We start from the raw sequence: 23,393 nt of genomic DNA, 5'->3' as shown, positions 1-23,393 counted from the left end.
TTTTTAACGCTTGTGATTTAGGGTTTATAAAGATATAATCGTTAGTCTATCTAAATCACAAAAATAAGGACAAAAATGCTAAAATCAAATACAAAATCTAATCCAAAAGATTCTACCTCATCACAAAACCTTATCCCGCCCAAAAGCACCACGCTACCACCTGTGCTTACTATCGCAGGGAGTGATTGCAGTGGAGGGGCAGGCTTGCAAGCGGATTTAAAAACATTTAGCGCACACAAACTATATGGAATGAGTATCGTGCTAAGTGTCGTAGCAGAAAACACAGCGCGAGTAATATCTAGCTATGATTTACCACCAAGTGCGATAGATGAGCAGTTTGAAGCGGTGTTTAGCGACATAGTGCCAAAGGCGAGCAAAATCGGTATGCTAGGAAGTGAGCCAATCCTAGAATGCGTGAGAGAAAATCTAGTGCGATACGCGCCTGCAAATGTCGTGCTAGACCCTGTGATGTTTGCCAAAAATGGCTACCCGCTTATGCCAAAACCTGTGCGAGAAAAGCTAGCCCATATTTTGCCCCTATGTGATGTGCTTACACCAAATCTCCCCGAAGCAAGCGAGCTAGTAGGCTTTGAAATCACTAGCCTAGAATCGATGAAAAAAGCCGCGCAGATTTTGTATGACAAGGGAGCAAAATCCATACTAATCAAAGGCGGACACAGCAAGCAAAACCCCCAAAATTCCAACGACATTTTTTATAATGGAAGCGAGTTTGTCCTGCTAGAATCTAGTCGAATAGACACCAAAAACACGCACGGCACAGGCTGCACGCTAAGTAGTGCAATCGCTTGCAATCTAGCGCAAGGCAAAGACGCGCTAAGCTCCGTGCGACTAGCAAAGAAGTATGTCTATGGTGCGATACTTCATAGCCTAAATCTAGGGAAAGGGAATGGACCTACAAACCATTTTTTTGGGCTTTGATTTATTGTAGTTTTGTCTTTGGTGTTTTTGTGTTCTTTTTTTATGTTTTTTTATCGCACTTTTTTGCATTGGCACATTTTAAGCAAAAGCGAAATATCCAAAAGAAATTTATAAAATCTAAAAATATTTAAAATCCTTATAACAGAGGAAAGATATTTTTAGGTTTTGAGGGCAAAGATTTAGGGTGTTTTTTGCTTGGCTAGATTTACAAGCCGTTTTTTTTTTTTTTGTATTGTTGTGTCTTAGTTGCTTTTTAGCTTACCAAAATCAAAAGGGGAAAAAATGAAAAAGTCTCGTCTTATCACATTACTTGCCACACTCAAAACGCCACTTTGTCAACGCTACTTCGCCAAAGACACTAGCCTAGCATACCTATTATCCGTGCTAGGCAAATCTTTGTTTATCGCAACTTTGGCACTTGTATTTATGCCAAATCTATCCACTGCCAAAATATCACAAGCACAGCAAACCCAAATACAAGAGCAAATAAAAGACATACAAAACCACTTCCAAACCAAAATAAGCCACCTAGAATCTAGCCTAAAAATCACAATAGAAGCCGAGCGCAGAAGCAAGGATAAAACTCGCTCATTAAAAGGTAGTGAATATGAAGTCGCTTACAAAAACTACGAAAACGAAAAAGATAGTGCAAAAGAGCTAGAAAAATACTACACCAAAAACACCCAAGAGATTATCAAAAAGGCTAAAGATTCTGCTAATACTTGGGGGATTGTAGATGAGTTTAGTGAGTTTGAGGCTTCTCTTAGACAGACTGATAGTGTGCTTTTGGCTGATATGAAAGAATATAAAAAGCGACTAGAAGCACTAGAAAAAACCCAAAAATCAACGCATAAAAAATCCGCTTACAAAGAAAAAATGGAGTGGCTTGTCCAAGAGTTTGATAACAAATATGAGTGGATTTTGTTTGACGCGTATAACTCATTCGTAGAAAAAATCAGCGAGATTTTGGGCAAATAAATCTAGCAAAAGCAAAGTCTAGCAAAAATCTTAAAATCGATAAACCCTAGCCCAAATATTGCAAAATCTGCCAAAATTTCTTAAAAACTAGGGTGCGAACCAAAAGCGACAATGGCAACAAAAAGGGGTAGCAAAACGGCGGTAAAGGATAGCAAAGAATATGCCCAAAACCCAAAAATACCACAAAGCCTAAAGTGCCTAGAAGTGCCTAATCAAAGCCTTTATATGACTTATCTGCGATTTCTTGTAGTGGGAGGGGAGAGGGTGTTTTTTTTGCGCTAAATCCTAGAGATTCTAGCTGTTTTATCGCTTCAGCTTCCATAGTAGCGACATTTGAGAGAAGTTCTTTAGATAGTGCGAAAGTCGTATCCTCGCCGATGATTTCAGGGATAATCCCTACGATATGGATTTGTGGCAAATCGCCCATAACTTGCGTGAGGCGAAGCGTTTGTAGCATTTCGACTTCGTGCGCACTCCCTGCCCAAGAGACTTGCTTAGGCAAAGCATCAAAAGAGAAGCTATACACATCTCCTATCTTGCCACCACTCACATCTACGGTGTCTAGTATAAGCACAAAATCATACTCTACGATGAGGGGGATAAGAGCTTGAGCAAGCGTGCCACCATCGATAAATTCTAGGCTATGGGTTGGAGTTTGGTTAGAATCTAGTGGGGAAGTAAATTTGTAGTTTAACTTTAGGTAGTTCATCAAATGCACGCCTATGCCCTCATCGCCAAACAAAATATTGCCAATGCCAAGCACAAGGACTTTCATAAACACCTTACAACTATGAAGAAAGATTTGAGATAATCTAAGCCTTAAGTAGCTACAAAAGGCTTAGATTTTATGGATTTAGACTTTTAGTTTGCCTTGATAGCGCACACCACTTACGATACTATCTACGCCACCATTTGGATACTTCACAGAATTCCACACAGCAAGGTAAATATGCACAGGGATAAAAATGATAAACGCCCAAGTCAATATATGGTGAATCACGCGGACATTTGCAATCCCTCCACACACTACTTCTACCCACTTGAAGCAAACACCAAGCACACCACCTAGCCCGCTATGATAGACATTGCCATATAGCGCGACACCTGTAAGGCTGATAAGTAGCACAAGCACACCCAAAAAGAAATATGTAGCAAATTGCAAAGGATTATACGCACCGTCAATATGCGGATGCCTACCGATAAAGATATAAGTCTTAATCTGCTCTATCCACACACTTGGTTGCAAAAACTGCCCAAAGGAGCGTCTCTCCTCACTACAACCCTCTTTGTCAAAGAAAAACAAATACACCCGAAAAATCGAAATCCCAATCAACACAAAGCCACATATCAAATGCACACTTCGCACATATCCTTGAGTGAAGCCCGTAGGCTCACTGCTAGGTGTCGTCTGCAAAAACGGCATAGCGATATAAAACCCTGTAATGATAAGCGCGAAAATGCTAAAAGCTCTAAGCCAATGAAAAACCCTCGTAAGCAAAGAGAACTCTTCGTGCGCCATAAACTCTTTTTCGCCTGAACCAATCGCTTCTCTCATTGTTATCTCCTTATGGTATAAATCTCAACACACCCAAACTATACAAAATCTAGCGCAATCTTTATCGCAATTTTTGATATTTTCACAGATTTTAGGCTAGATTTTGACTTTAAGGCTAGATTCTTGCAAAGGCTGGCTCAACCTTGTATTGAGCGATTTCATTGCCTTTGGTATCCATTAGATGCACAGCGCACGCTATACAAGGGTCAAATGAGTGAATATGTCGTATGATTTCTAGTGGTTGAGTGATATTTGCCACTTTTGTGCCGATGAGGCTCATCTCATAAGGTCCCTTTTTGCCCTTAGAATCTCTAGGTCCACCATTCCAAGTGCTAGGCACGATAGCTTGGTAGTTTTGGACTTTGCCATCTTTGATTCTTACCCAATGGCTTAGCATACCGCGTGGGACATTGCCGATAAATCTACCTTTATACTCTTTTTTCTCATCAATACTATAAGTCGCGCAAGTGCGAGTATCGACTTTTAGATTTTCTACAAGTGCGTTAAATGCTTTTAGCCCATTATCAACGATGACTTTTGCTTCTATACAGCGAGCTGCTGTGCGCCCAAGTGTGCTAAATAGTGCTTCCACAGGCAGTCCTGTTTGGGCTAGGAATTTTTGAGCCACAGGGGTAATGTATGGATTTTTGGCTGCTAGTCCTACCACCACAGTAGCTAGAGGTCCTACTTCCATAGGCTCTCCGTCATAGCGCGGAGATTTTATCCAAGAGTATTTACCATCAAGTTTTAGGTTTTTGCTCTTTATTTCTTTGCCATCTGCACCTATACTTGTGCCATCTACAAACCCTGTATAGTTTGGTGTAGTTTGTCCATCATAGGGGTGGAGGGCTACTTTGTCAGTGTTTTCGTATTTATACCAAGAGTTGGTTACTTCTTCAGCGATTAGGCTTTCATCTACTTGATGAAGTGTGCTTAAATCGCCATTTTTTACGATACCTGTGCTGTATAGATACTCATCAGCTCCTACTTGGATTTCTTGGAAAGATAGGAAGTTTTTCACTCCACAGCCTACTTGCGTTACAGAGGGTTCATTTGCATAGACTTTGCCTGCCATTACCAAATCAGGCCAATAAGCACGATTCACAAAATCCGCCACCGCGTCAAATTTGCCTTTCCACTCACCCAATCTACTTGGGTCTAGTATATCCATTACAGAAGTTACACCGCCCACAGTTAGACTTTGTGGGTGAGGCTGCTTACCACCAAACACAGCCATCATCTTTGCTGCTTCTCTTTGGACTTCAAGGAGTTTTAGGTAGTGCGACAATACGATTAGATTTTGCTCTGGGGAGAATCTATAAGTCTTATGCCCCCAATACGCGTTTTGGAATGGTCCTAGCGCACCTTGCTTGACAAAGTCACCCACTCTTTTTTGCACTGCTTTTAGTTCACTCTCTCCTGCCGCAAGTGGATAGTCTGTGTAGAGATATGCTTCTTTTGCAGCTTTTGCAGGGTCTGCATTTAGTGCTGAAGTGATGTCGCACCAATCAAGCCCGTGCAATGTATAGAAATGCACAGCGTGGTCGTGCAAAAACAACGCCATATTCATAAGGCTTCTTGTGAGGGTGGCATTTAGTGGAGGCTGTATGCCAAGTGCGTTTTCCACCGCCATAATGCCCGCTTTGTAGTGGCTATAAGTGCAAACGCCACAGATTCTTTGTGCGATAAATCCCGCATCTCTAGGGTCGCGCCCTACGATGATTTTCTCTAGTCCTCTCCATAGTGTCGATGAAGAAAACGCATCTTGGATTACATTGTTGTCATCTACAATCACTTCAATCCGCAAATGCCCCTCAATCCGCGTGATTGGGTCTACTATTACTCGCTTTGACATATTCGCTCCTTAAGTGGTAAGATTTTGCTATTTAGCTTTTTGTGTAGCAGAAACTACGGCGTGCGCTGCGATACCTACCGCAGTAGCTGCCAAAATCACGGTGCCTACCGTATCAGCTGTCTTATCTGCACCATATCCACCAAACGCAGTGTGGAATGGCGTATTGCCAAGTGGACGCTCAAATGGACTCATCGTATCCCAAAAATTTGGCTCTGAGCAACCGATACAGCCGTGTCCTGCACCGATTGGCCAGCTTGTGTGAGAATTGAAACGCAATTTTGAGCAATTATTGAAAGTATATGGTCCTTTGCATCCGACTTTGTAGAGGCAGTAGCCATTTTTTGCGCCCTCATCACCAAAGCTTTGGACAAACTCGCCCGCATCAAAATGCCCTCTGCGCTCGCACAAATCGTGGATTCTATGCTGATAAGCCCAAGTAGGACGCCCAAAAGCATCAGTAGGTGGTAGTTTGCCAAATAGCGCGAAATAAAGCACATTGCCTACGATATTTTTTTCGCTTGGAGGACAGCCCGGGACTTTTATCACAGGCTTAGAGATGATAGAATCTAGTGGATGAGCATTGGTGGGATTTGGCGCAGCAGCTTGCACGCCTCCGTAGCTAGAGCAAGTCCCTATGCTAAATATAGCAGCAGCCCCAGCAGCAGCATCTCTACACTCTTGCGCACCTGTGCGTCCGTGTGCACCGATAGTTAGGAAGTATTCGCTACCACCTTTTGGGATACCACCCTCTACCATTAGTATGTAGTTGCCTTTGTGTTTTTTGATAGCGTTTTCTAGATTTTGCTCGGCTTGATGCCCAGAAGCTGCCATTATGGTTTCGTGGTATTCAAGATTGATAATGTCAAACAAAATGCTATCAATCGTTGGGTCTTCAGTCCTTAGCAAGCTCTCTGAACAACCCGTGCACTCTGCCATATGAAGCCAAATCACAGGTAAGCGATTTGCCACTTCAGCAGCACGCGCAGTAAGTGGGACAAAAGACGCAGGTAGCGATAGCGCAGCTGTCATAGCCCCCGCCCATTTCATAAAATCACGCCTACTAATGCCCTTTGATTCTAGCTCGGTATGCAGATTTTTATCAGCATTGCAAGCGGGCAAACCACTCAAACTATCCAATCTCTCCTTTGCCCGCTGATACATCATATCTTGGGCATTTGCGTCTATATCAGCTAGTGGGGAAAACGCTGATTGCGTCATAGATTGCTCGTGCTTGTGTTGCATAATGACACTCCTTAAAAAAGTATGTTGTGGGACAAATCCTAAAATACTAGGATTTGTGAGAAAATATTATAAGCTATTTAGTTTAAATATCACTTAAACTATGTTCATTATTGTGGCAATTTTGATAAAAAAGTAAAAAATATGCTTATCTTTTGGCAGATTTTGCATATAAACTATTAAGATTTTGTCCAAAAAGTCAATTATTTGTTAAGTTTTGTGCCTTTTGAAGTAGCTAAAAATAGATTCTATGATATACACCACAAAATCCAAAAAATCCCTAGCAATATTCAAAGCATATCATTTTTGCACGCTTATTTTTGCGTGTCTATTTTTTGCTTATTTTGCAGAATTTATCCTCCACAAAAATTGCATTTGGTTTAGCCTATCATATTTGTGCTTGAAGTCTTGCCCTCTTTGACTAACTTGCTTGGGACTAGCTTGCCTAAGGCTAGCTTGCTCTTGCTTAACTTGCTCGTGGCTAGCTTGCTTAGGACTAATATGCTCGGGCTCAAGGCTAGTCTCTACTAGCTCGCCCAAGCTCCCAAAATCCCTACCATATCGCCACCTAAAAAGTTTGCCATTATAGTAGATTCCCTCATCACTAGCCCAAATCCCCGCATTTATCCCAAACTCATACTTATCATTTTTGCTACCTAGCATATTTTTCCCACCTAGTGAGATATACTCCGCATTGTCCAAAAACAGCTCAAAAATGCTTACGAAAATATCCTTGTGAGAGCCCACACGCAAAGGGTCATAGTATATAGCCCTGCCTGCAGATTTTAGAGAATCCTGCACCTGCTTTGGCATATACACATACAGCGGGACGGCAAAATTTAGCGCGTTATAGCGCGGAGGAAACGCTCTCAAATCTCGCAAATGGTGGTCTCCTGTGGCAAACACGACAGTATTTTTACCGACACTAGATTTTTTTAGCGTGCGTAAAAACTCTCCAAAAGCGTTATTTGAATACAAAAACGAGCCTAGCACTTTCTTTGGCTTGGCTTTTTTGTTAAACCTCTCTTGCACTTGTGCGGTAATATTTGGGGCATTTACCTCATCAAACTCACTTGGCGTGATAAATGGAGGGTGATTTGAAGTGGTAAGCGTAAAAATCGCCACAGGCTTACTAGCTGATTGCAATATTTCCATAATACATTTGTAGATATACTCATCATTGATTCCAAAGCTATTTTTGTGCTTATCAGCGTCTTGATATTTCGCACCCAAAAACGAAGCATCATAAACTTTTATGCCTTGATTTTTTAGATATTCTGTGATATTTACCCACGAGCCAGAACTAGAAGTGATAAACACCACTTCATAGCCGTTTTGCTCTAGCGTGTCTAATGGCGTGTGCGCTAGCTTGTGTTTTTTCATTTTGCCTGTGGAGAGATTTATCGTAGGGCTCAAAAAATACAAATCAAAAAACGATGGCGCAGTGCCTGTATTGGAGCTAAAAAACCGCCAAAACACAAAATCTTGCCTAAAATCTTGCTGTGTTTTATTTTTTGAAGTTTTTTCAAAAACTCTTGCACTCAAAAAATGCTCCCTTAGGCTACCTAGCAAATCAAGTCTAGGATTTTTGCGCGTTTGTTGATTTTCTTGTGTCGCTTGTGTCTTATTCTGTGGTGTTTGCTCTAGATTTTGCCACAAATCCTGCGCAAAAGCATAATCAAAGCTCAAAGCCCCACTACCAAAGCTCTCCATTAGGTTTATGATGATATGAGGTTTGGGCAGGGCTTTTGAAGTGGCTTGCCAAGTGTGTTTTGAAGTAGATTTTGTGGATTTCGGGGCTGATTTTGTGTCAGATTTTGGGCTTGTCCTTTGGATTGTAAAAATCTCTTTTTGTAAGCTCAAAAACTCACTCTCAAAAACCTCTCTATCTGCTATGAAATAATCACTATCTGCCCTATACTGCGAAAAAGCCCAAGCAAACGCCAAAATCGGGTTGGGATTTAGCGCGTTTATAGAAGCAAAAGTAGAGATAGCACTATCTTTCTCCCCTAGTGGAAATGAGCCAAAAGAGCCACGCGCACCGATGAAAAGCACGCAAATAAGTGCGAGATTTGCCACTGCAAAAGTGCGAAATCTCACAAGGGGTATATTTATCTTACGCAAAATCCTAGAATTGACAAAGGCATAAAAAATAGCGATGAGCAATATACACAAAGCAAGCACGCCCACAGGATAATCCCTAAAGATAATGCCTAAAATCTCTTTTGTGTTGTCATCTTTTAGCCCAAAGATAAAAATATCAATCTTGGTTTTATACATTTCATAATAATAAAAATTTACAATAGCAAAGCTAGCGCATACAAACCCAAGCACAAACGCATAGACACTACTTGCGCGTAGCAAAATATGTGGCTTTTGACACAAATGCTTAAACGGCTTTAGCGCATACACAAGTGCTAGATATACAAAAAGCGCGATACAAATCACGCGCGTATCGTAGAGAAATCCGTATTTGTAGAGGTTTAGCTTATCGCTTAGCCCCACCTCCGCACTCACAAAAGACAGCTGCATACACAGTCTAGAAATCCCAAAAACAGCTAGGCTTATGAGATAAAGCGCAAAAATACTTAAGACATAATCTAGGCTAAAAAGGTATTTTCTATTGGGGGGGGGGGGAGCAGAAAGAGTTGTGCTAGGATTTTGTGGATTTTGGGCTACATTTGCTGTGATATTTGTGTCGTTTGAAGTAGTATTGTTTGTAAGATTATTTGATTGATTTTGCTTATTTTGTTGGTGTTGTTGCTTTTGTTGGTGCATTTTTCTAGCCTTTTGATGATTTTTGAGTGAGTTTATGAAATTTGATTCTAAATATTTTGTGTGATATTTTTGTGTATTTGGATATACGCTAGTTTAAATCGATGAAAACTTGAGGGGAATTTGGTAGGTTTGAGTAAGGCAAAACCCTAGCCTACTCCTCTCAAACTCAAGCCCACAAACCAAAACAAGTAAGCAGGCTCTATCAACCAAAAGCACGCCTAAAAGCATAGCAAGCACCAAAAGTGTGCCAAACGCGCTATTGTGCCATTGCTCTTGCGTATCTTTAGCGTATCTCTCGCGTTATTCCCCGCGCTAAGCATTTTCGCCTTATTTCCCGCGTATTTTCAGCATTTCCGCGTTTTCTCCCGCGTATTTGTCGGGTTTATCAAGCCACTCCCAGCGTTTTTTAGCGTGTTTCACGCGTTTAAGTATTTCACGCGTTTTTTACGCCACACGCCCTACTTCTTATGCAGTTCGTTTATATAAAACCGCACCGAGCTTACGCCCTCTTTTTGCGCCCATTCATACGCTTTAGAGGCAAACGCCCAATTTATATGCGCGAAATATTTTTCTAGATACGCAGGGCGCGCGTTTTTGTGGTCTATGTAGTAGGCGTGCTCCCACACATCTACGACAAGTAGCGGGATTTTGTCCTCGCTTATTGGCGTTTGTGCGTTGCTTGTTTGCACGATTTCTAGCTTGTTGCCATTTAGCACAAGCCAGCACCACCCAGAGCCAAACAGCGTAGTCGCCGCACTCAAAAACTTCTCTTTAAACCCTTCAATTCCGCCAAATTCAGAATCTAGAGCTGCCTTTAGCTCCGCGCTAATCGCGCTGACATCGCCTTTTGGGCTTATGCAGTCCCAATAAAAATCGTGGTTATACACCTGCGCAGCGTTGTTAAACACACCACCGCTTGACTTTTTGATAATGTCATACAGCTCGGCATTCTCAAACTCACCGCCCTTAACGAGATTATTAAGGTTGTTTATGTATGTTTGATGATGTTTGCCATAGTGAAAATCAAAAGTGGTAGGGCTTAGGAAGTCCCCAAAAGCGTCTTTTTGATAAGGTAGCGTTCGTAGTTCAAACATATTTTCTCCTTTAGTTGTTGTGATTTTGTGATAGTTTGGATTCTTATCACAAAGCGCATTATAAGAAATTTTGCCTAAAAATTAACTAATATCAGCGCAAAATCTTACATCCAAAATCCAAACCCACCACCACATAATGATTTTTGTCTTTTTTAAGGCGATTAGATTTTGTATTTGCATTATTTCACTTTATCTTTTGAAAAAATCGTAAGGATTTTTTTGCTTGGGACATTTGAGATAGAGACGAGTTTATTTATCAGCGCGATAGGCACAAACGCCATAGGTGTCGAGTTTTGATACAAATCACACTTAAGCCTAAAAAGGATTTCAAGCACACTTTTTAGGCAGAGAAAATCAGTGATTTTTGGACTTGTTATGTATTGTTTATACGAGTTGCTAAGCCCAAAAGGCACAGCCATATCAAGCACAAAGGAGAGATTTTCATCGCCCCTTACAAGCATTTTTATCCCAAAGTAAGTATTCTCGCCAAATACAGATTGATTTTCGCCCGTGATAAATCGCTTGATATAGCCAAGATTTGGTAGCACTACACTATTTTTAGCGATTTTAGATTCGGTGTTTTTAAGGTGCTCTACAAACATTCCACTTTTATCCAATCCCACAAAATTGATATAGCTTACATTATCTCTCAAAGATTTTTCATACAAAAACTGCATAAAAGGGCGAATCACCTTAAACGCAAAATCATCTAATCTACTAAAAAGTGCCAAAGAGCCGTCTTTGATAAACAAAATCTTGCTTAAAGTTTTTTCATCATTATTTTCCATAAAAAAGCGAAACATACAAAGCAATAACACTATTTCAAAAACACTCATTATATACGAAGTAATCGCACCTGCACCATTTATCTCATCTACCAAATCGTGCAATTCAAAGCAATCTGTGATATAAACGATATGCCCACAATTATGACATTTTATAAAATCATTTTTCTCATCTAAATAATTATCCGTTTGCCTTTTAAATTCTAGTCTTTCATCACAATGTGGATTTGGGCAAGTGATTTGCATTGTCCCAGATTTGTCGCTATATTCTCTAAATATAAGCCACTTTATCGTATTTAGCAGCGAATCTTTAGAATCGCCATCATTGCCACTTAGCTTCCTATCTCTAAAAATCTCAAAGATAGTTTTTCTCACGCTTGTCTTAAAATCACATTCTTTGAGTTTGATATTTTGCATAGGCACGACAAAAGAAAATGTTTCAAGGTTTTTTAGCTTCCCCAAATCATCTGGGTCTATGGTTTGCTGAGTATCCAAAGCAAACAAATCAGCCACCGCAAAGGTAAGAATGCCGACATTATAATAACAAAGGGTATGTGATGGGAATTTGTCATTGATATTTACTTCTTGATAGCCACCATCAGCAGTAATGACATATTTTATATCTGTGCTGATTTTGTCTGTAATGTCTTTTAGTGGTGTTATCTTGCCCTCGTAGTCTAAATCTATTATATCGTGGTAGCCGACTTTTTCGCACCTTTGCAAAAAATCTTGCACAAGTTCATTTTTGATAATGTGCTGATGAGTGAACTTTGATGCTTTTTCTTTGCTATAACCCATAATCAATCCCTACACTTCAAACTTATCAATTTGCACAGGGATAATAAAATTATTAGAAAATAGCTTCACCCTAGCAAAGCCCTTATCACTATTGCGGATAATGCTTTGTGAAAAGTCTGCAAAGTCGTAGTATTTTTCTAGTGTTTTTACCTCATCTTTGTTATTAAGGTGTGATATAAACCAATTTTGCGTGTTTTTAAGGATACTAGGCGCGATAGAGCTAACCTCTTGCGTAGAGTAACTAATCCCTATTTTTAGCTTTGCACCCTCTTTGGCAAGGCGATTGTAGATATTTGTCAAATCTTTGTCATCTTTGGGGAAAATATTATGCGCTTCCTCAAAATACATTTGGATATAATCAAGCGTTTGCTCATTGGTAAATTTTTCCATAGAATTGCCAAAAATATATCTGCATAGTCTCTCAATGTATTTTTCTTGCGTTTGACTTGAGGCTGTGGATAAATCCACAAGCACGATTTTACCCTCTCGCAACGCTAAATCTATTTCTTTTTTGTAGTCATTGCCACCTTGCAGTGAATGCAATGTCCTCAAATCTATCAATGCCCTATATCCACTCACACTTTTTGCTTGAAATACCTTAAGCAGTGCTAGATATTGTTTATCATCTTGATATTTATCACTCACTTCTTTAAAATCTAGATTCTCGAAATATTTACAAGCCTCTTTTATGGTTATGCCCTCGTGTGGTTTATTTTTCTCTTTGTCTTGCTTATCTTTAGCAAAATCTTTTAATGTAAATCTATAAAATTTTAACTTGTAATCAGGGCTTTGCTCAAATCTTGCCATATACAAGATACACTTATAAATCGCCCTTTTTCTATCCCTAGCACTTTTTGCTTCTCTGTCATCACTCTCATCAAACATATCAATACTTCTAAAATCCTTAAAATAATCCGCTGTTTTTATTAAAGCGATTTCATCACAAAGCAAATTAAATGATTCCTCTAAAGTCTCATCTTTGTAGAAATCATATTGCACCGCCTTGACATCGCTATGTTGATGTGCTTTTTTGAGTGAGGTGCTAAAGCGCGTAACATTATTGCTAAATTTCTCATAAATTGAGCCTTTGTCCTGCTCGTTGCTAAAAGTGTATTCGCCGTTTATGTCAAAGACAATCTGCCCTATTTTTTCATCTTTATTTTTGCTTTGATTTAGCTTTTCTATCGCGGAAATAATGATTTTTATGGTGTTTGATTTCCCCATTCTTGTCATTCCAAAAAACGCACTGCGCCTTGCGATTATGTCATTTGTCCTAAGATAAACTTGTGGTGCGTATTTGCCCTCCTCATCATAAGATTTGCTTGATGAATAACGCAGTTTGCCAAACTGCTCCCTTGCTTGGTTTTCCTCCATTTCGGCATTTTCGTTGATGATGATATTAAGCTCATTTTTCTGCGGTTTATAGACTTTGTAATTATGCGCGCCGATAAAATTCTCCATATCTGTGCCAAAACAAAGATTTTTGTCTTTATCTAAGAAAAATGTCCCAAGCACTCTGCATTTAAGCCCATTCCACTGATAAAAACTCTTTGTATAATTGTCAGGGTCAAGTTCTCTCCTTGCTTCTTTTTGAGCGATATAAGAATCCGTAATACTCTCTATAATCTCTTTTTTCTGCGGAATATCAGCCACCCCTATCACTCTAAGCAAAATCCCCTCTGTCTTATTCCCTGCGATTTCATTAGTATAAATCGCCATCAAAAAGCACCCGTGCGGAACGCCTTTTACAGCATTTTTGTGATGGTCATTTACTAGCACATTTGTAGTATCATAATCCAAATCATACAAATGCCCCACAAAATTTTCATCTGTTTTTATTGCTTCAAAAAATTGCTCTTTTGTTTTGGCTGTTTCTTTTTGTTCTTCGCTAAACAAATCTGTAATTGCCATTTTCACTCCTTTTGTAACCATAAAATTCTATCGATTTTTGTAGCTCTGCCTTTCTTTTGCCCCCAAATGCGCGTAACTTTCCTTGCACCCTTGCTCTCTATATCATCATCTATGATTTGCCTTAAGCGCAGTTTGCAACCGCCATTTTGCTCTATATATTCCCAAGTATCCTTAGCCAATTCGTTATCCTCAACATCGCCGATAACCACAAAAGCACTTGATTTTGGCTTTAGGATTGTATGCCAACTATTAAAAAGATTTTGCATATATTGAGCGTATTTTTCAAATGGGAGATTGTCTTTTATGCCTTTGATTTTTTGCGTTTTTTGATAAATACTGACATTGCTATCAACTTGCTTTGTATCCTCATTAAGTAGCCAAAGGCGAATCCAATTATACTTGCCATAATGGATATTTTTCAAATATGGCGGAGAAGTGATGATAAGCTGGATACTATTTTCCCCATATTTTTTGGCAACTTTTGTGCTACTTTTAAGCGCGTCAGTTTCAAAGCAAAAGCCCTCTTTATAGTTTGACAAACTTTTAAGGGTGCTTTCTTGCATTTTTAAAATGTCGCTCATTCGTTGCTCTAAAAGCATAAAGACATTTTGCTTTGGCTTTGTGAGTTTGTGGGATTTGATAAAATTTCTCACATAGTTTGGCGACATACTAAAAGTGTTTGGCATATCAATGCTGCAATAAATAGAAGTGCCGTCTTTTCGGTGTTTGCCGTGCATAAGCCCTGTGAGAACCCCCAAAATGAAATTATCCACTTTGTGATTTTTGCTAAGATTTTGCTTTAGGAAAATAAGCTGTGGTAGTGTGGTATCCTCATCATAGAGCATTTTTATATCCTCTGAAATATTTTTAATGCTCATATTTGTATCGCTGTATTGTGCCTTAAGTTCTTTTAGTCTTTTGAAAATATTTTGTTGTTTGGGGATATTTACCTTGCTTTTGGTTAGGCATACAGCGAGTGGATTTAAGTCATTGCCAATCCCTACTCTACCCATTCTACACGCCTCAAATGCCGTAGTCCCACGCCCCGAAAATGGGTCAAACACCAAATCCCCAGCTTTTGAAAAATTATCTATGAAATAGTGAGGCAAATTGGGTGGAAACATAGCCAAATACGCAGTCATTTGGTGAATCTTGGAAAATTCTCTATATGAGTGTTGTTTATAAATGCTAGAATCTATCAAATCCGTTGCTACCACACCAAGTCCTTGTGTTAGATTATTTGGATTATATCATAAGTGTGTTTTTGGGGCTAAAAAATGAATTGTAAAAACTAAAAAATTGCGTGATTTTCTTTTGCACCTACTCATAAACGCCCAAGTGCAAATCTAACAACCCCAAATCTAAAACAACCCCCACAAGACACAAACTTTAACTAAAACAAATTTATGCTACAATACGCACAAATCTAACCAAAAGGAGTGCAAATGAGTGTGGTTTTGGACTTGCCACAGAAACTGCAAGATGCGTATAATCGCTTCGCCAAAGAGCAAGAAATTTCAAAAGAAAAACTTATGCAAGAGGCTTTAGAGGCTTATTTGGAGGATTTAGAGGACTTAGCCATAGCGATAAAAGGGCGCGAGGATAGACTAAAGGGCGATAATGGCATAGAAGCTAGTGAGTTTTATAAACAGCTAGGAATCTAATGCGCTTTCTCTACTCCAAAAACGCACAAAAGCAATTCAAAAAGCTAGATAGCGCGATTCAAAAGCGTATAAAAGACTACACTCAAGAATTACAAAAGCTAGAAAATCCACGAAAAAGAGGTAAAGCACTAGCAGGGAATCTCTCTGGATTCTGGAGGTATCGCGTGGGGGATTATCGCATAATATGCGAGATAATTGATAGTGAGTTGATTATTTATGCTATCGACATAGCGCACAGAAGCAGGGCATATCAGTAGCTATTGTGATGTAATATTTTTTGATTTGTAGATTTTCTTTTAGCGTGTGGGTTCTATGGTTTTTGCAAAAACTTAAGCGCAATAGCGTGAAGTATCCAAACCGCGCAAATCTATGCTATAATGCGCGAAATTTTACTTCTAAAGGATAAGCAAATGACTATCACCATAGAAAATGCCGATAAAGACTTGGCAAAAATCATCAAAAGTATCGCCAAACTAGCCAAAGCAAAAGTGAGCGTGAGGGCGACAAAACAGGACAAAACCCCATCGTGGCTAAAAGAAGCAAAAGATATGGAGCGCAATCCTCATAAATACAAATCCTACAAAAGCGTTGATGAAATGTTTGAGGAAATTTTGAAATGAAATATCAAGTCAAATATTCCAAAGACTTCAAAAAAGGGCTAAAAAAGCTAAAAACGACACTCAAAGTGTGAAGCTAACAAAATCCATAATCACAAAACTTGCAAATGACGAACCACTAGAGCCAAAGCACAAAGACCACAAGCTAACGGGACAATACGAGGGATTTAGAGAATGCCACATAAAGCCAGATTTGCTCTTAATCTACAAAAAAGAGGAGCGCGTTTTAATCCTTACCTGCCTTGCTATCGGCTCACATAGCGAGCTATTTTAGATTCGCCTACCACTTCACAAAATCCACGCTATCTTTTATCAGGGTTATCTAATTTTTGCGTTTCTATTATGCGAATCTCATTGCCTATTTCTTTTTTATCAAACGCTTTGCCATCATTACTAAATAGCAACACTTTTTCTTTTAGCTCAACCACATTTTCTATCTCATTATATGTGCCGCCTGTGGCATTTGCGAGGTTTTTCAAAAGCCTTATATTTTCATCGGTGGATTTGCGTGAATTAAATGGCTTGATTGCAAAGATATGAATTTTTAGTAGATTATCTTTATCACTGCTTGTAAGCTGTGTTTTTAGATTCTTTGCGCTAAAAAGCACTCTTTCTAGATTCTGTGGGTCATCGGACGCACCATTTGTGATGAGAAAAACCTCCTTTTTTAGCCCATTTGCATTAGTGAAATTTCGCATTCCCATAATTAACGATAAATTTACCATATTATCCGAAGAGGCTAATCTATTTACACTTATTCCATTTACAGCGTCCGCAAAATCCTCCGCATCATAAAAAGTGCCTAAATCACTTAAACGAATGTAGGTAAAAGTAACAAGCGAAATTTTGGCAAATTGCTTTTCCCGCTCGCCCAAAATATGATTTCCCACAAATAGCGCAATGTCTTTTAGCGCGTTGATATACGCACTCATTGATTTATTTGTATTTAGCACGATTGCGACTTCTTTTGTAGGATTGTTGCTAAGATAAATGTTAAAATCGCCTTGACTAAAATGCTTGATTGTAAATTGCGTATTTCGGGCAATATCTTTGATTGTTAGCGTCTCGCCTACTAGCGTATAGCTAATCTCTCTATCGGGGCTTTTATACACGCTTTGCTTATCATCAAAAATCCCGCCCATAAGCACACTATTATCAAAGATAATGATATGATACAAGGTATTTGCATAGTTATTAGCGTCAAAAGTATCGCCATTTTTGGCAATTATTATGCTTTTTTGTATGCTTTGCAATGGACTTTGAAGTGTAGGCGGACTTTGCGGACTGTGCAAGGTAGGCGCGTTTTGTGGCGTGGGACGAGGTTTTGGGCTATGGGAAGTCGTGTTATCAATGCTTGGCGCGGTTTTTTTAGCACACCCAATGACAAATAAGCAAGCACATAATAGCAAAATGATGAGCTTAAAAACTTTCATTTTTCGCTCCTTTGATTTGTGATATTTGCAATATTTTAATTGTAGCATAGTTTTAGTTTAGCAATAAATTTTAGATTCTATGACTTTTATAATTTTTTCACAAGAATTTAGGTTTTCGTGCATCCCTATTTTAAGAAAAAGCCTTTCCCCCAAAAATCGATTTGTTCGCTTATGATTTGCAAGGGTTTTTCGCTGTTATCTACGACTTCATCTAAGCTAATGGGGCTTGAATTGAACGTGCTTTTAGATTCATCGCTTTGGGATTATTGTAAAATTGTGGCGTTTGATTGATTTAGTAAATGACTAAACTTTACGCAAAATCCCGTGCGTTTTAGCAAACTTTAAGCACAAAAAGCCTACGATTACAAGCGTTAATGTTGCATTAAGGGCTTAAGAGGCGATTTCCAAAATTTAGATTCTGCATTTTTAAGATTCTGTAATTTTGCGTTTTCACTTGGGATTTTAATGAGGCATTGGAATCTTACTTTTGGAGCATTGTGATGAAAAGCATTTATGTGGGAAATCTCCCCTATTCTACGACAAACGAAGAATTAAACGAGCTATTTTCGCAGTATGGCAAAGTCCATAGCGTGAAGCTTATAAACGATAGAGAAAGTGGCAGACCAAAGGGATTTGGGTTTGTAGAAATGGACGATGCAGAAGCGCAAGCTGCGATGAGCGCACTTGATAATACAAACTTCGGTGGCAGGACTATCCGCGTAAATGAAGCAAACGCTAGAAAGCAATAGTGCTAAGCAGTCAGCCAAATCCTAGCGCAAATCCAACGCACACAACTATGGATAATCTTGGCACAGACTAGGCACACAGCTAATAAACTAGCGCAAAGTCCAAAAAAATAGGCAAAAGTTAGGCAAGGGTTGGCGATGTCTGTGCAGGTAAAGTTGCTACATTACACACCACTTCCTATCTGCTCAAACGCTATCAGAGCGTGTTGGCAGAGCTTTGATAAAAGCGATGACGGTGGCGAAGCGGACAAATCCCTCATCTACCGCGTAGGCAATATAAATAAGCACAAATCCACCTTAGAGCATCTCTACTACAACTTCTACATAAAAGACATTTCAAGGGCGTGCTTGCAAGAGCTAGCAAGGCATCGCATCGCCTCTTATAGTGTCAAGTCTTCTCGCTACACCCTAAAAGAACTCCGCAAAGCTGATATTAGCTCACTTGAGAGCGCAAGCAGATTTATCAAACTCACAGGCAATGAGCTAGTAGACGACGCTAGCCTAAACGCGCTAAAAGCTCTCCAAAATCTACTAAACCAGCCAGATATGAAAATGGATTTTGCTAAGTTTGCTATGCCAGAATCCTACCTTACAGAGCTAGCGTGGAGTATCAATGCAAGGAGTTTGCAAAACTTCCTAGAGCTTCGTAGCTCTCACTACGCACTATGGGAAATCCAAGAGCTTGCAGAAGCGGTATTTGAGGCACTCCCCCAAGAGCATAAATATCTCTTTGTGGATTCTATGCAAAGTAAAAAACCTATGCAAGATTCTACGCAAGACAAAAAATAAAGCACAGCACAAAGCAAGCAACACAAAGCCACACACACTATCACAAAGCCAAAACACCAAATCTATGAAATCCAAAAGCGCAGCAGCAGACAAAATGGTTGTAGGATTTGTGCATCTATATGGATATGGGCTTGGCGATAATGTCATCGCAATGGAGGCAATCTACGCGCTAAAGCAAATCCACCCCAATGCCAAAGTGGTGCTTTTTGGCGTGGGTGGGGCTATGGAGCGTCTTGTAAGTCAGGTGGATTTTGTCGATGAGTATCACTCACTAGAGGGCTACCTACCAGAAGAGTCCCTCCCCAAAATCAACAAATACACTTACGACTACATAATAATTACCAAATTTTACTCGCATATCTTTCCTCTCCTACCTCGACTAAACGCTCGCAAAATCATCATCGCTTGCAAGGGAGCAAATGTGCTTTTGCCACTACTTCCTAGATATAGGCATATCCGCTTAGTGCCTATGCGAAATCTACTTTTGCAAAAAGTCGGCATAAGGGCGCATTGTCTAAAAATGGTGCGAGCTATGGATAAAAAATCCTATGATGAACGCATAAAGGATATAGATTTTGACAAAGCTAGGGTAAAAACTACGCAGGAAAACAAAGAATTTGTCGATGAGTTTTTACGCCACAGTATCAGTAGCAATATCGGCACTAGCGAAAGTCTCGCGCTGATTTTGGTAAATCCTTTTAGCATTATGTGTGGGCACACACTATCGCTAGATGGGTATTTTCGCCTTATGAGAGCTATCACTACACTAAATCCTAAATGGGGGGGGGGGCAGCTACAAAAGTCAAAAGACAAACGCACTAGAAATGACAAAATCTAGCCAAAATCACACAAATACAAACCACAAAAATACAGCCACAATAACCCCCACAAAACTACTCCCCCTTGTCATCACCTACCCCAAAGTGCACAGCGAGTTTATGGCACAGCTAGAGAAGCAAGATGATTTACATAGCTCCGTGCTTGTGTTTAAAAACAACGATGACTTGCTAAATCTAGCCGAGATGATTTGCCGATGCAGGGTGGTGATTTCGCCCTCTACGGGGATTATCCACCTAAGTAGCAATCTAGGGATAAGCACTATCGGACTATATGAGAGAAGCGAAAGCAAAAAATGGAGCACAAAGGATAATCGCTATGTATTTCTAAAATCCCCAAAATCTAGCCTAACCAAACAAGAAGAAAATCTAGCCATAGCCCAAAGCATAGATTTGCTAAAGCAGATTTTGGAATCCTAAAATCCATAGAAACATACTAGAAACATAAAAGTATAGCTACATAGTGTAAGTGCCATTAAAAATCACTTAAGCAAGTCTAGCAAAGAATCAAGCTAGATTTTGCTCCACACAAACAAAACCTAAAGACTTACTAAAGTCAATTCAAGCAAAATCCACTAAATCTATCTAAAAGAGTGCCACCTAAAACCACTTAGCGATTTTTAGGAAAACCGCGCTAGATACTGCCGTGCTAAAATACGCACCTGTGTAGCCAAATGTAATCTCTGTGTTGCTTTTTAGTGCCCAGTGCGCATTCAAATCCGCCACACCATAAATCGCAGGCAAATCAACTCCTTTGCTAGTTGGAGTTGTCGTAGAGTTAGAATCTATGTAGTAGGACACGCTAGGGGTGTTTAGTATGTTATACACACCACCAAGTGTCGCGGAGAATTTAAATGTATTTCTAAACGCCTTTTGATAGTGTATCTGCACTCTTGCTTGAGGCAAGTGAAAAGAATGCTCTTTTATAGATTCTTTATTTCCATTCACGCTCACAGAATCCCACTTCAGCGTTTGGAGCATATCATAGCTTATGCCAAATTCTGGGGAAAAATACGAGTTTCGCTTCACGGAGTAAAATTTCTTGCCCGCTCGCATATCAATGCCTACATTCCACGCTTTTATCATATCAGGTTTTGCACTGCCTAGAGTTGTGGTTGTGTTTCCATAGACATTGACATTATTGTAAGTCATAAATCTCCCTCCTCCACGCAAACTTGTTTTGAAAAACCACTCATTTGTCCCGCTCGTGGCAAATGGCTTGAAATAAGTCAAGCCACCATTTACGCCGTGATTGTGTATACTTGTATCGACATTGCTAACGCCACCCTCCACAGTGGTATTTAGGTAGCCAAACTCATAGCCCACATACCCACCGATTCTGCCTGCTAGAGGTCCTAGATTGCGCTCAATTCCTAGCAAAACTCCCCCACCTATATCATCTCCTTTTATGCTACTTTTTTCGTTTAGGTAGCTATGTAGTGCATAAGGGACTAAGAAAAAGTGCTGTTTTTTATCCCCATAATAAGGGATAAATATCCTATCAAGCGCGTCCAAAATCTGCTGATTTGTCCAATCTTGTTTGTCCAAATCCACGCCCTTTAGCCGTATTTTGTTTACCTCACTCAAATCCACCCGCACAGAGTCTAGCTCTAATTGCTTTTGTCTATCTTGCTCTAGCTTAGCTTGGGCAGTGAAGTAAGCTGCTTTTTCTTCAAGCTTTTTTTGTGCTTCGGCGATTTGATTTTTGGTTTGCGCTATCTCTGGGTTTTTGCCTTGATTTGGTTGATTATAGAGAGCTTTTATCCGTGTTTGTATAGCAGATATACTAGCTTGAGGTAGCTTTATTTCTGTATTTTGAGCTTTGGCAACCTCTATTTGCGTATGCTCTTGGCGGAGGGATTCTAGCTCGGCTTTGGTATCAAGTGGCTCTAGGTAGTATTGCTTAGCAATTTCTTTTAGCTGGGCTTGATACTCTTGTTTGTTTTGCTCTTTTATGCCTGCTATGTCGCGCTCATAGGCTGATTTTATCTCTTTTTGGGAGGCATCTACTTTTGCTAGCTCTCTTTCATTGTTGGTTATGATTATGTCTTGGGATTGGCTATCTTGCTTTGTCTTGGCACTCAAGTCTTTTAGCTTGGTGTTTAGATTTGCTATCTCTCTTTGTCGCTCTTTTTGCCTGCTCTTTTGCATAGAGGTTGGATTTTTGATTTGCGTGTCTTCTTCATACTCTTTTTGTAGCTGGCGCACTTGAGAGTCTATCCGCACTCTTTCTTGCTCTAGTGTCCTAGCAAGATTTGCTTTTGTCTGCTTGGCTTGAGCGATTTTGGCTTGGAGCTGTTTGGCTTGTGCTACTTGTTCATTTAGCTGGGTATCTCTCTGTCTATTTCTAGCAGCGATTTGCTCTCTTTCTTGAGCTTGGATTTTGGCTTGGGCTTTGCTTTTGGCTAGAGACTCTTCTCGTGCTAGTCGTGCTTTTTCGCGCTGATGAGCTTGGATTTTGACTTGGAGGGCGGATTTTGCTTTTTGCTCGGCTATTACTTTTGCTTTTTCTATGAGGATAGCTTTTTGTTTGGCTTTTTCTTCCTCTATGGCTGCTTGGGTGGCTTTTTCTTGAAGTGCGTTATGCTGCTCGGTTAGGGCTTGGACTTTTTCCTCTAGTTTGGCTATTTGGGCTTTTTCTTTGGCGACTTTGCCTGCGACATATATCTCTATGGCTTCATAGTCATAGTCTCTGTTTCTTATGGTTTCTTCTGCTTCTTTTAGCTCTCCCACAGCAGTTTTTTGCCCATAGTTGGAGTGGAAACTTTTCCTCGTCATAGAGTCCAAAATACTATCAGCTATGGCACTATTTCGCAGATGAGTAAGAGCGACATTTTGAAGCATAGCCCTTGAGAAAGTGAGGTCATCAGCTGCTTGCAAACTCTGGCTTGATAGTGCCAAAGTAGCCACCAAGCTTAGTTGCAAAAACTTCTGCTTTTGTGTTTTTTGTGTTGTTGGCATTGTGATTCTCCTAAGTTGATTCTTGGTTGATTCTGCACCGAGAACGACAGCGAACGACATTTTTGCAAAATTTATGTATGCAAATGTATTTTAAATAGAAATTAAACTATTTCTAAACTTAAAAAAACATTAAAAACATAAAATATCGCGTAAAATGCGCAACTTTAGCACACAATTTTTGCGCATTTTTGCATAAAAAGGAAGCACAAACAAATGCAAAATAAAATGACAAGCAAGATAAAAAGTTCATAACGATTTTGAAAAATTGGAAAGCGGTTTTGTTGATTTTGCAGTTTTTGAAAATGTGGATTTGAAGTAAATTAAGCTACTAGATTTTGTGTTTCTTAAGTTTTATGAGATTCAAACTTTTGTCGCTAGCGACAAAAGTTTGAAAGTGAGTGCAATCTCTAAGGAG

The 23,393-nt window shown here is 39.6% G+C and carries 22 protein-coding genes; 11 read left to right on the top strand and 11 right to left on the bottom strand.

What is annotated here, in order from left to right; translation table 11 throughout:
* Nucleotides 1–132 precede the first annotated feature (132 nt).
* Nucleotides 133–939: a bifunctional hydroxymethylpyrimidine kinase/phosphomethylpyrimidine kinase gene (gene thiD, locus CQA40_RS03265; RefSeq protein WP_408941408.1), complete on the top strand. Its 807-nt coding sequence runs from the start codon at nucleotides 133–135 to the stop codon at nucleotides 937–939.
* 282 nt (nucleotides 940–1,221) lie between these two features.
* Nucleotides 1,222–1,917, top strand: coding sequence for a hypothetical protein (locus CQA40_RS03260; RefSeq protein ID WP_115519523.1), 696 nt, complete (start codon nucleotides 1,222–1,224; stop codon nucleotides 1,915–1,917).
* A 208-nt stretch (nucleotides 1,918–2,125) separates the two neighbouring features.
* Here the strand turns inward: CQA40_RS03260 and CQA40_RS03255 are convergent, their stop codons facing one another.
* The 5 genes from CQA40_RS03255 to CQA40_RS03235 all read right to left on the bottom strand — a co-directional run bounded on the left by CQA40_RS03255 (nucleotide 2,126) and on the right by CQA40_RS03235 (nucleotide 9,344).
* On the bottom strand, nucleotides 2,126–2,692 hold the full coding sequence (locus tag CQA40_RS03255; RefSeq protein WP_115519522.1) for a HyaD/HybD family hydrogenase maturation endopeptidase: 567 nt from the start codon (nucleotides 2,690–2,692) through the stop codon (nucleotides 2,126–2,128).
* 78 nt (nucleotides 2,693–2,770) lie between these two features.
* Nucleotides 2,771–3,472, bottom strand: coding sequence for a Ni/Fe-hydrogenase, b-type cytochrome subunit (cybH, locus tag CQA40_RS03250; RefSeq protein WP_023926859.1), 702 nt, complete (start codon nucleotides 3,470–3,472; stop codon nucleotides 2,771–2,773).
* Between the two features lie 115 nt (nucleotides 3,473–3,587).
* Nucleotides 3,588–5,327, bottom strand: coding sequence for a nickel-dependent hydrogenase large subunit (locus tag CQA40_RS03245; protein WP_115519521.1), 1,740 nt, complete (start codon nucleotides 5,325–5,327; stop codon nucleotides 3,588–3,590).
* Nucleotides 5,328–5,354: 27 nt separating this feature from the next.
* Nucleotides 5,355–6,491 (bottom strand): hydrogenase small subunit, encoded by a 1,137-nt coding sequence (locus tag CQA40_RS03240; RefSeq protein WP_115519550.1) that lies wholly within the window; start codon nucleotides 6,489–6,491, stop codon nucleotides 5,355–5,357.
* 414 nt (nucleotides 6,492–6,905) lie between these two features.
* Nucleotides 6,906–9,344, bottom strand: a complete 2,439-nt coding sequence (locus CQA40_RS03235) for an LTA synthase family protein (protein ID WP_115519520.1) — start codon at nucleotides 9,342–9,344, stop codon at nucleotides 6,906–6,908.
* A 261-nt stretch (nucleotides 9,345–9,605) separates the two neighbouring features.
* Between CQA40_RS03235 and CQA40_RS10830 the strand changes: the two genes are divergently transcribed.
* A complete protein-coding gene (locus CQA40_RS10830) occupies nucleotides 9,606–9,830 on the top strand; it encodes a hypothetical protein (protein ID WP_147290150.1) in 225 nt (74 codons plus the stop codon).
* Here CQA40_RS10830 and CQA40_RS03230 read toward each other — a convergent pair.
* The 4 genes from CQA40_RS03230 to CQA40_RS03215 form a co-directional block, all read right to left on the bottom strand.
* Nucleotides 9,803–10,438, bottom strand: coding sequence for a superoxide dismutase (locus CQA40_RS03230; protein ID WP_115519519.1), 636 nt, complete (start codon nucleotides 10,436–10,438; stop codon nucleotides 9,803–9,805). The two genes, CQA40_RS10830 and CQA40_RS03230, sit on opposite strands and share 28 nt — an antisense overlap.
* Before the next feature lie 179 nt (nucleotides 10,439–10,617).
* Nucleotides 10,618–12,021: a DNA double-strand break repair nuclease NurA gene (locus CQA40_RS03225; RefSeq protein ID WP_115519518.1), complete on the bottom strand. Its 1,404-nt coding sequence runs from the start codon at nucleotides 12,019–12,021 to the stop codon at nucleotides 10,618–10,620.
* 9 nt (nucleotides 12,022–12,030) lie between these two features.
* The gene (locus CQA40_RS03220; protein WP_115519517.1) at nucleotides 12,031–13,932 is read right to left on the bottom strand and encodes an ATP-binding protein; all 1,902 of its coding nucleotides are present in this window, start codon (nucleotides 13,930–13,932) and stop codon (nucleotides 12,031–12,033) included.
* Between the two features lie 2 nt (nucleotides 13,933–13,934).
* Nucleotides 13,935–15,149: a DNA methyltransferase gene (locus CQA40_RS03215; RefSeq protein WP_258864440.1), complete on the bottom strand. Its 1,215-nt coding sequence runs from the start codon at nucleotides 15,147–15,149 to the stop codon at nucleotides 13,935–13,937.
* A 228-nt stretch (nucleotides 15,150–15,377) separates the two neighbouring features.
* Between CQA40_RS03215 and CQA40_RS03210 the strand changes: the two genes are divergently transcribed.
* The 4 genes from CQA40_RS03210 to CQA40_RS03195 all read left to right on the top strand — a co-directional run bounded on the left by CQA40_RS03210 (nucleotide 15,378) and on the right by CQA40_RS03195 (nucleotide 16,487).
* Complete coding sequence (locus CQA40_RS03210; protein ID WP_023926850.1) at nucleotides 15,378–15,596, top strand: hypothetical protein; 219 nt, start codon at nucleotides 15,378–15,380, stop codon at nucleotides 15,594–15,596.
* Entirely contained in the window at nucleotides 15,596–15,853 is a 258-nt protein-coding gene (locus tag CQA40_RS03205) for a type II toxin-antitoxin system RelE/ParE family toxin (RefSeq protein WP_115519516.1), read from the top strand. The genes CQA40_RS03210 and CQA40_RS03205 overlap by 1 nt, the downstream gene beginning before the upstream one ends.
* A 153-nt stretch (nucleotides 15,854–16,006) precedes the next feature.
* Nucleotides 16,007–16,216, top strand: a complete 210-nt coding sequence (locus tag CQA40_RS03200; protein ID WP_115519515.1) for a hypothetical protein — start codon at nucleotides 16,007–16,009, stop codon at nucleotides 16,214–16,216.
* Between the two features lie 67 nt (nucleotides 16,217–16,283).
* Nucleotides 16,284–16,487, top strand: a complete 204-nt coding sequence (locus tag CQA40_RS03195; protein ID WP_408941406.1) for a type II toxin-antitoxin system YafQ family toxin — start codon at nucleotides 16,284–16,286, stop codon at nucleotides 16,485–16,487.
* A gap of 28 nt (nucleotides 16,488–16,515) precedes the next feature.
* Here the strand turns inward: CQA40_RS03195 and CQA40_RS03190 are convergent, their stop codons facing one another.
* Entirely contained in the window at nucleotides 16,516–17,646 is a 1,131-nt protein-coding gene (locus CQA40_RS03190) for a hypothetical protein (protein ID WP_115519513.1), read from the bottom strand.
* A 500-nt stretch (nucleotides 17,647–18,146) separates the two neighbouring features.
* On the opposite strand from CQA40_RS03190, the gene CQA40_RS03185 reads away from it, so the two are divergent.
* The 4 genes from CQA40_RS03185 (at nucleotide 18,147) to CQA40_RS03170 (ending at nucleotide 20,437) form a co-directional block, all read left to right on the top strand.
* On the top strand, nucleotides 18,147–18,395 hold the full coding sequence (locus CQA40_RS03185; protein WP_220271892.1) for an RNA-binding protein: 249 nt from the start codon (nucleotides 18,147–18,149) through the stop codon (nucleotides 18,393–18,395).
* Between the two features lie 141 nt (nucleotides 18,396–18,536).
* Nucleotides 18,537–19,181, top strand: a complete 645-nt coding sequence (gene thyX / locus CQA40_RS03180) for an FAD-dependent thymidylate synthase (RefSeq protein ID WP_115519547.1) — start codon at nucleotides 18,537–18,539, stop codon at nucleotides 19,179–19,181.
* Between the two features lie 64 nt (nucleotides 19,182–19,245).
* Nucleotides 19,246–20,019: a hypothetical protein gene (locus tag CQA40_RS03175; protein WP_147290149.1), complete on the top strand. Its 774-nt coding sequence runs from the start codon at nucleotides 19,246–19,248 to the stop codon at nucleotides 20,017–20,019.
* The gene (locus tag CQA40_RS03170; protein WP_115519511.1) at nucleotides 20,006–20,437 is read left to right on the top strand and encodes a glycosyltransferase family 9 protein; all 432 of its coding nucleotides are present in this window, start codon (nucleotides 20,006–20,008) and stop codon (nucleotides 20,435–20,437) included. Before CQA40_RS03175 ends, CQA40_RS03170 begins: the two co-directional genes overlap by 14 nt.
* Before the next feature lie 180 nt (nucleotides 20,438–20,617).
* On the opposite strand, the gene CQA40_RS03165 is transcribed toward CQA40_RS03170, so the two are convergent.
* On the bottom strand, nucleotides 20,618–22,978 hold the full coding sequence (locus tag CQA40_RS03165; protein ID WP_115519510.1) for a hypothetical protein: 2,361 nt from the start codon (nucleotides 22,976–22,978) through the stop codon (nucleotides 20,618–20,620).
* Between the last annotated feature and the right edge of the window lie 415 nt (nucleotides 22,979–23,393).

It is taken from the genome of Helicobacter sp. MIT 01-3238 (genome assembly GCF_003364135.1).
GTDB lineage: Bacteria > Campylobacterota > Campylobacteria > Campylobacterales > Helicobacteraceae > Helicobacter_B.
The sequence above is the reverse complement of the archived record's forward strand: the minus strand, read 5'-3'. Positions and strand labels throughout refer to the sequence as shown.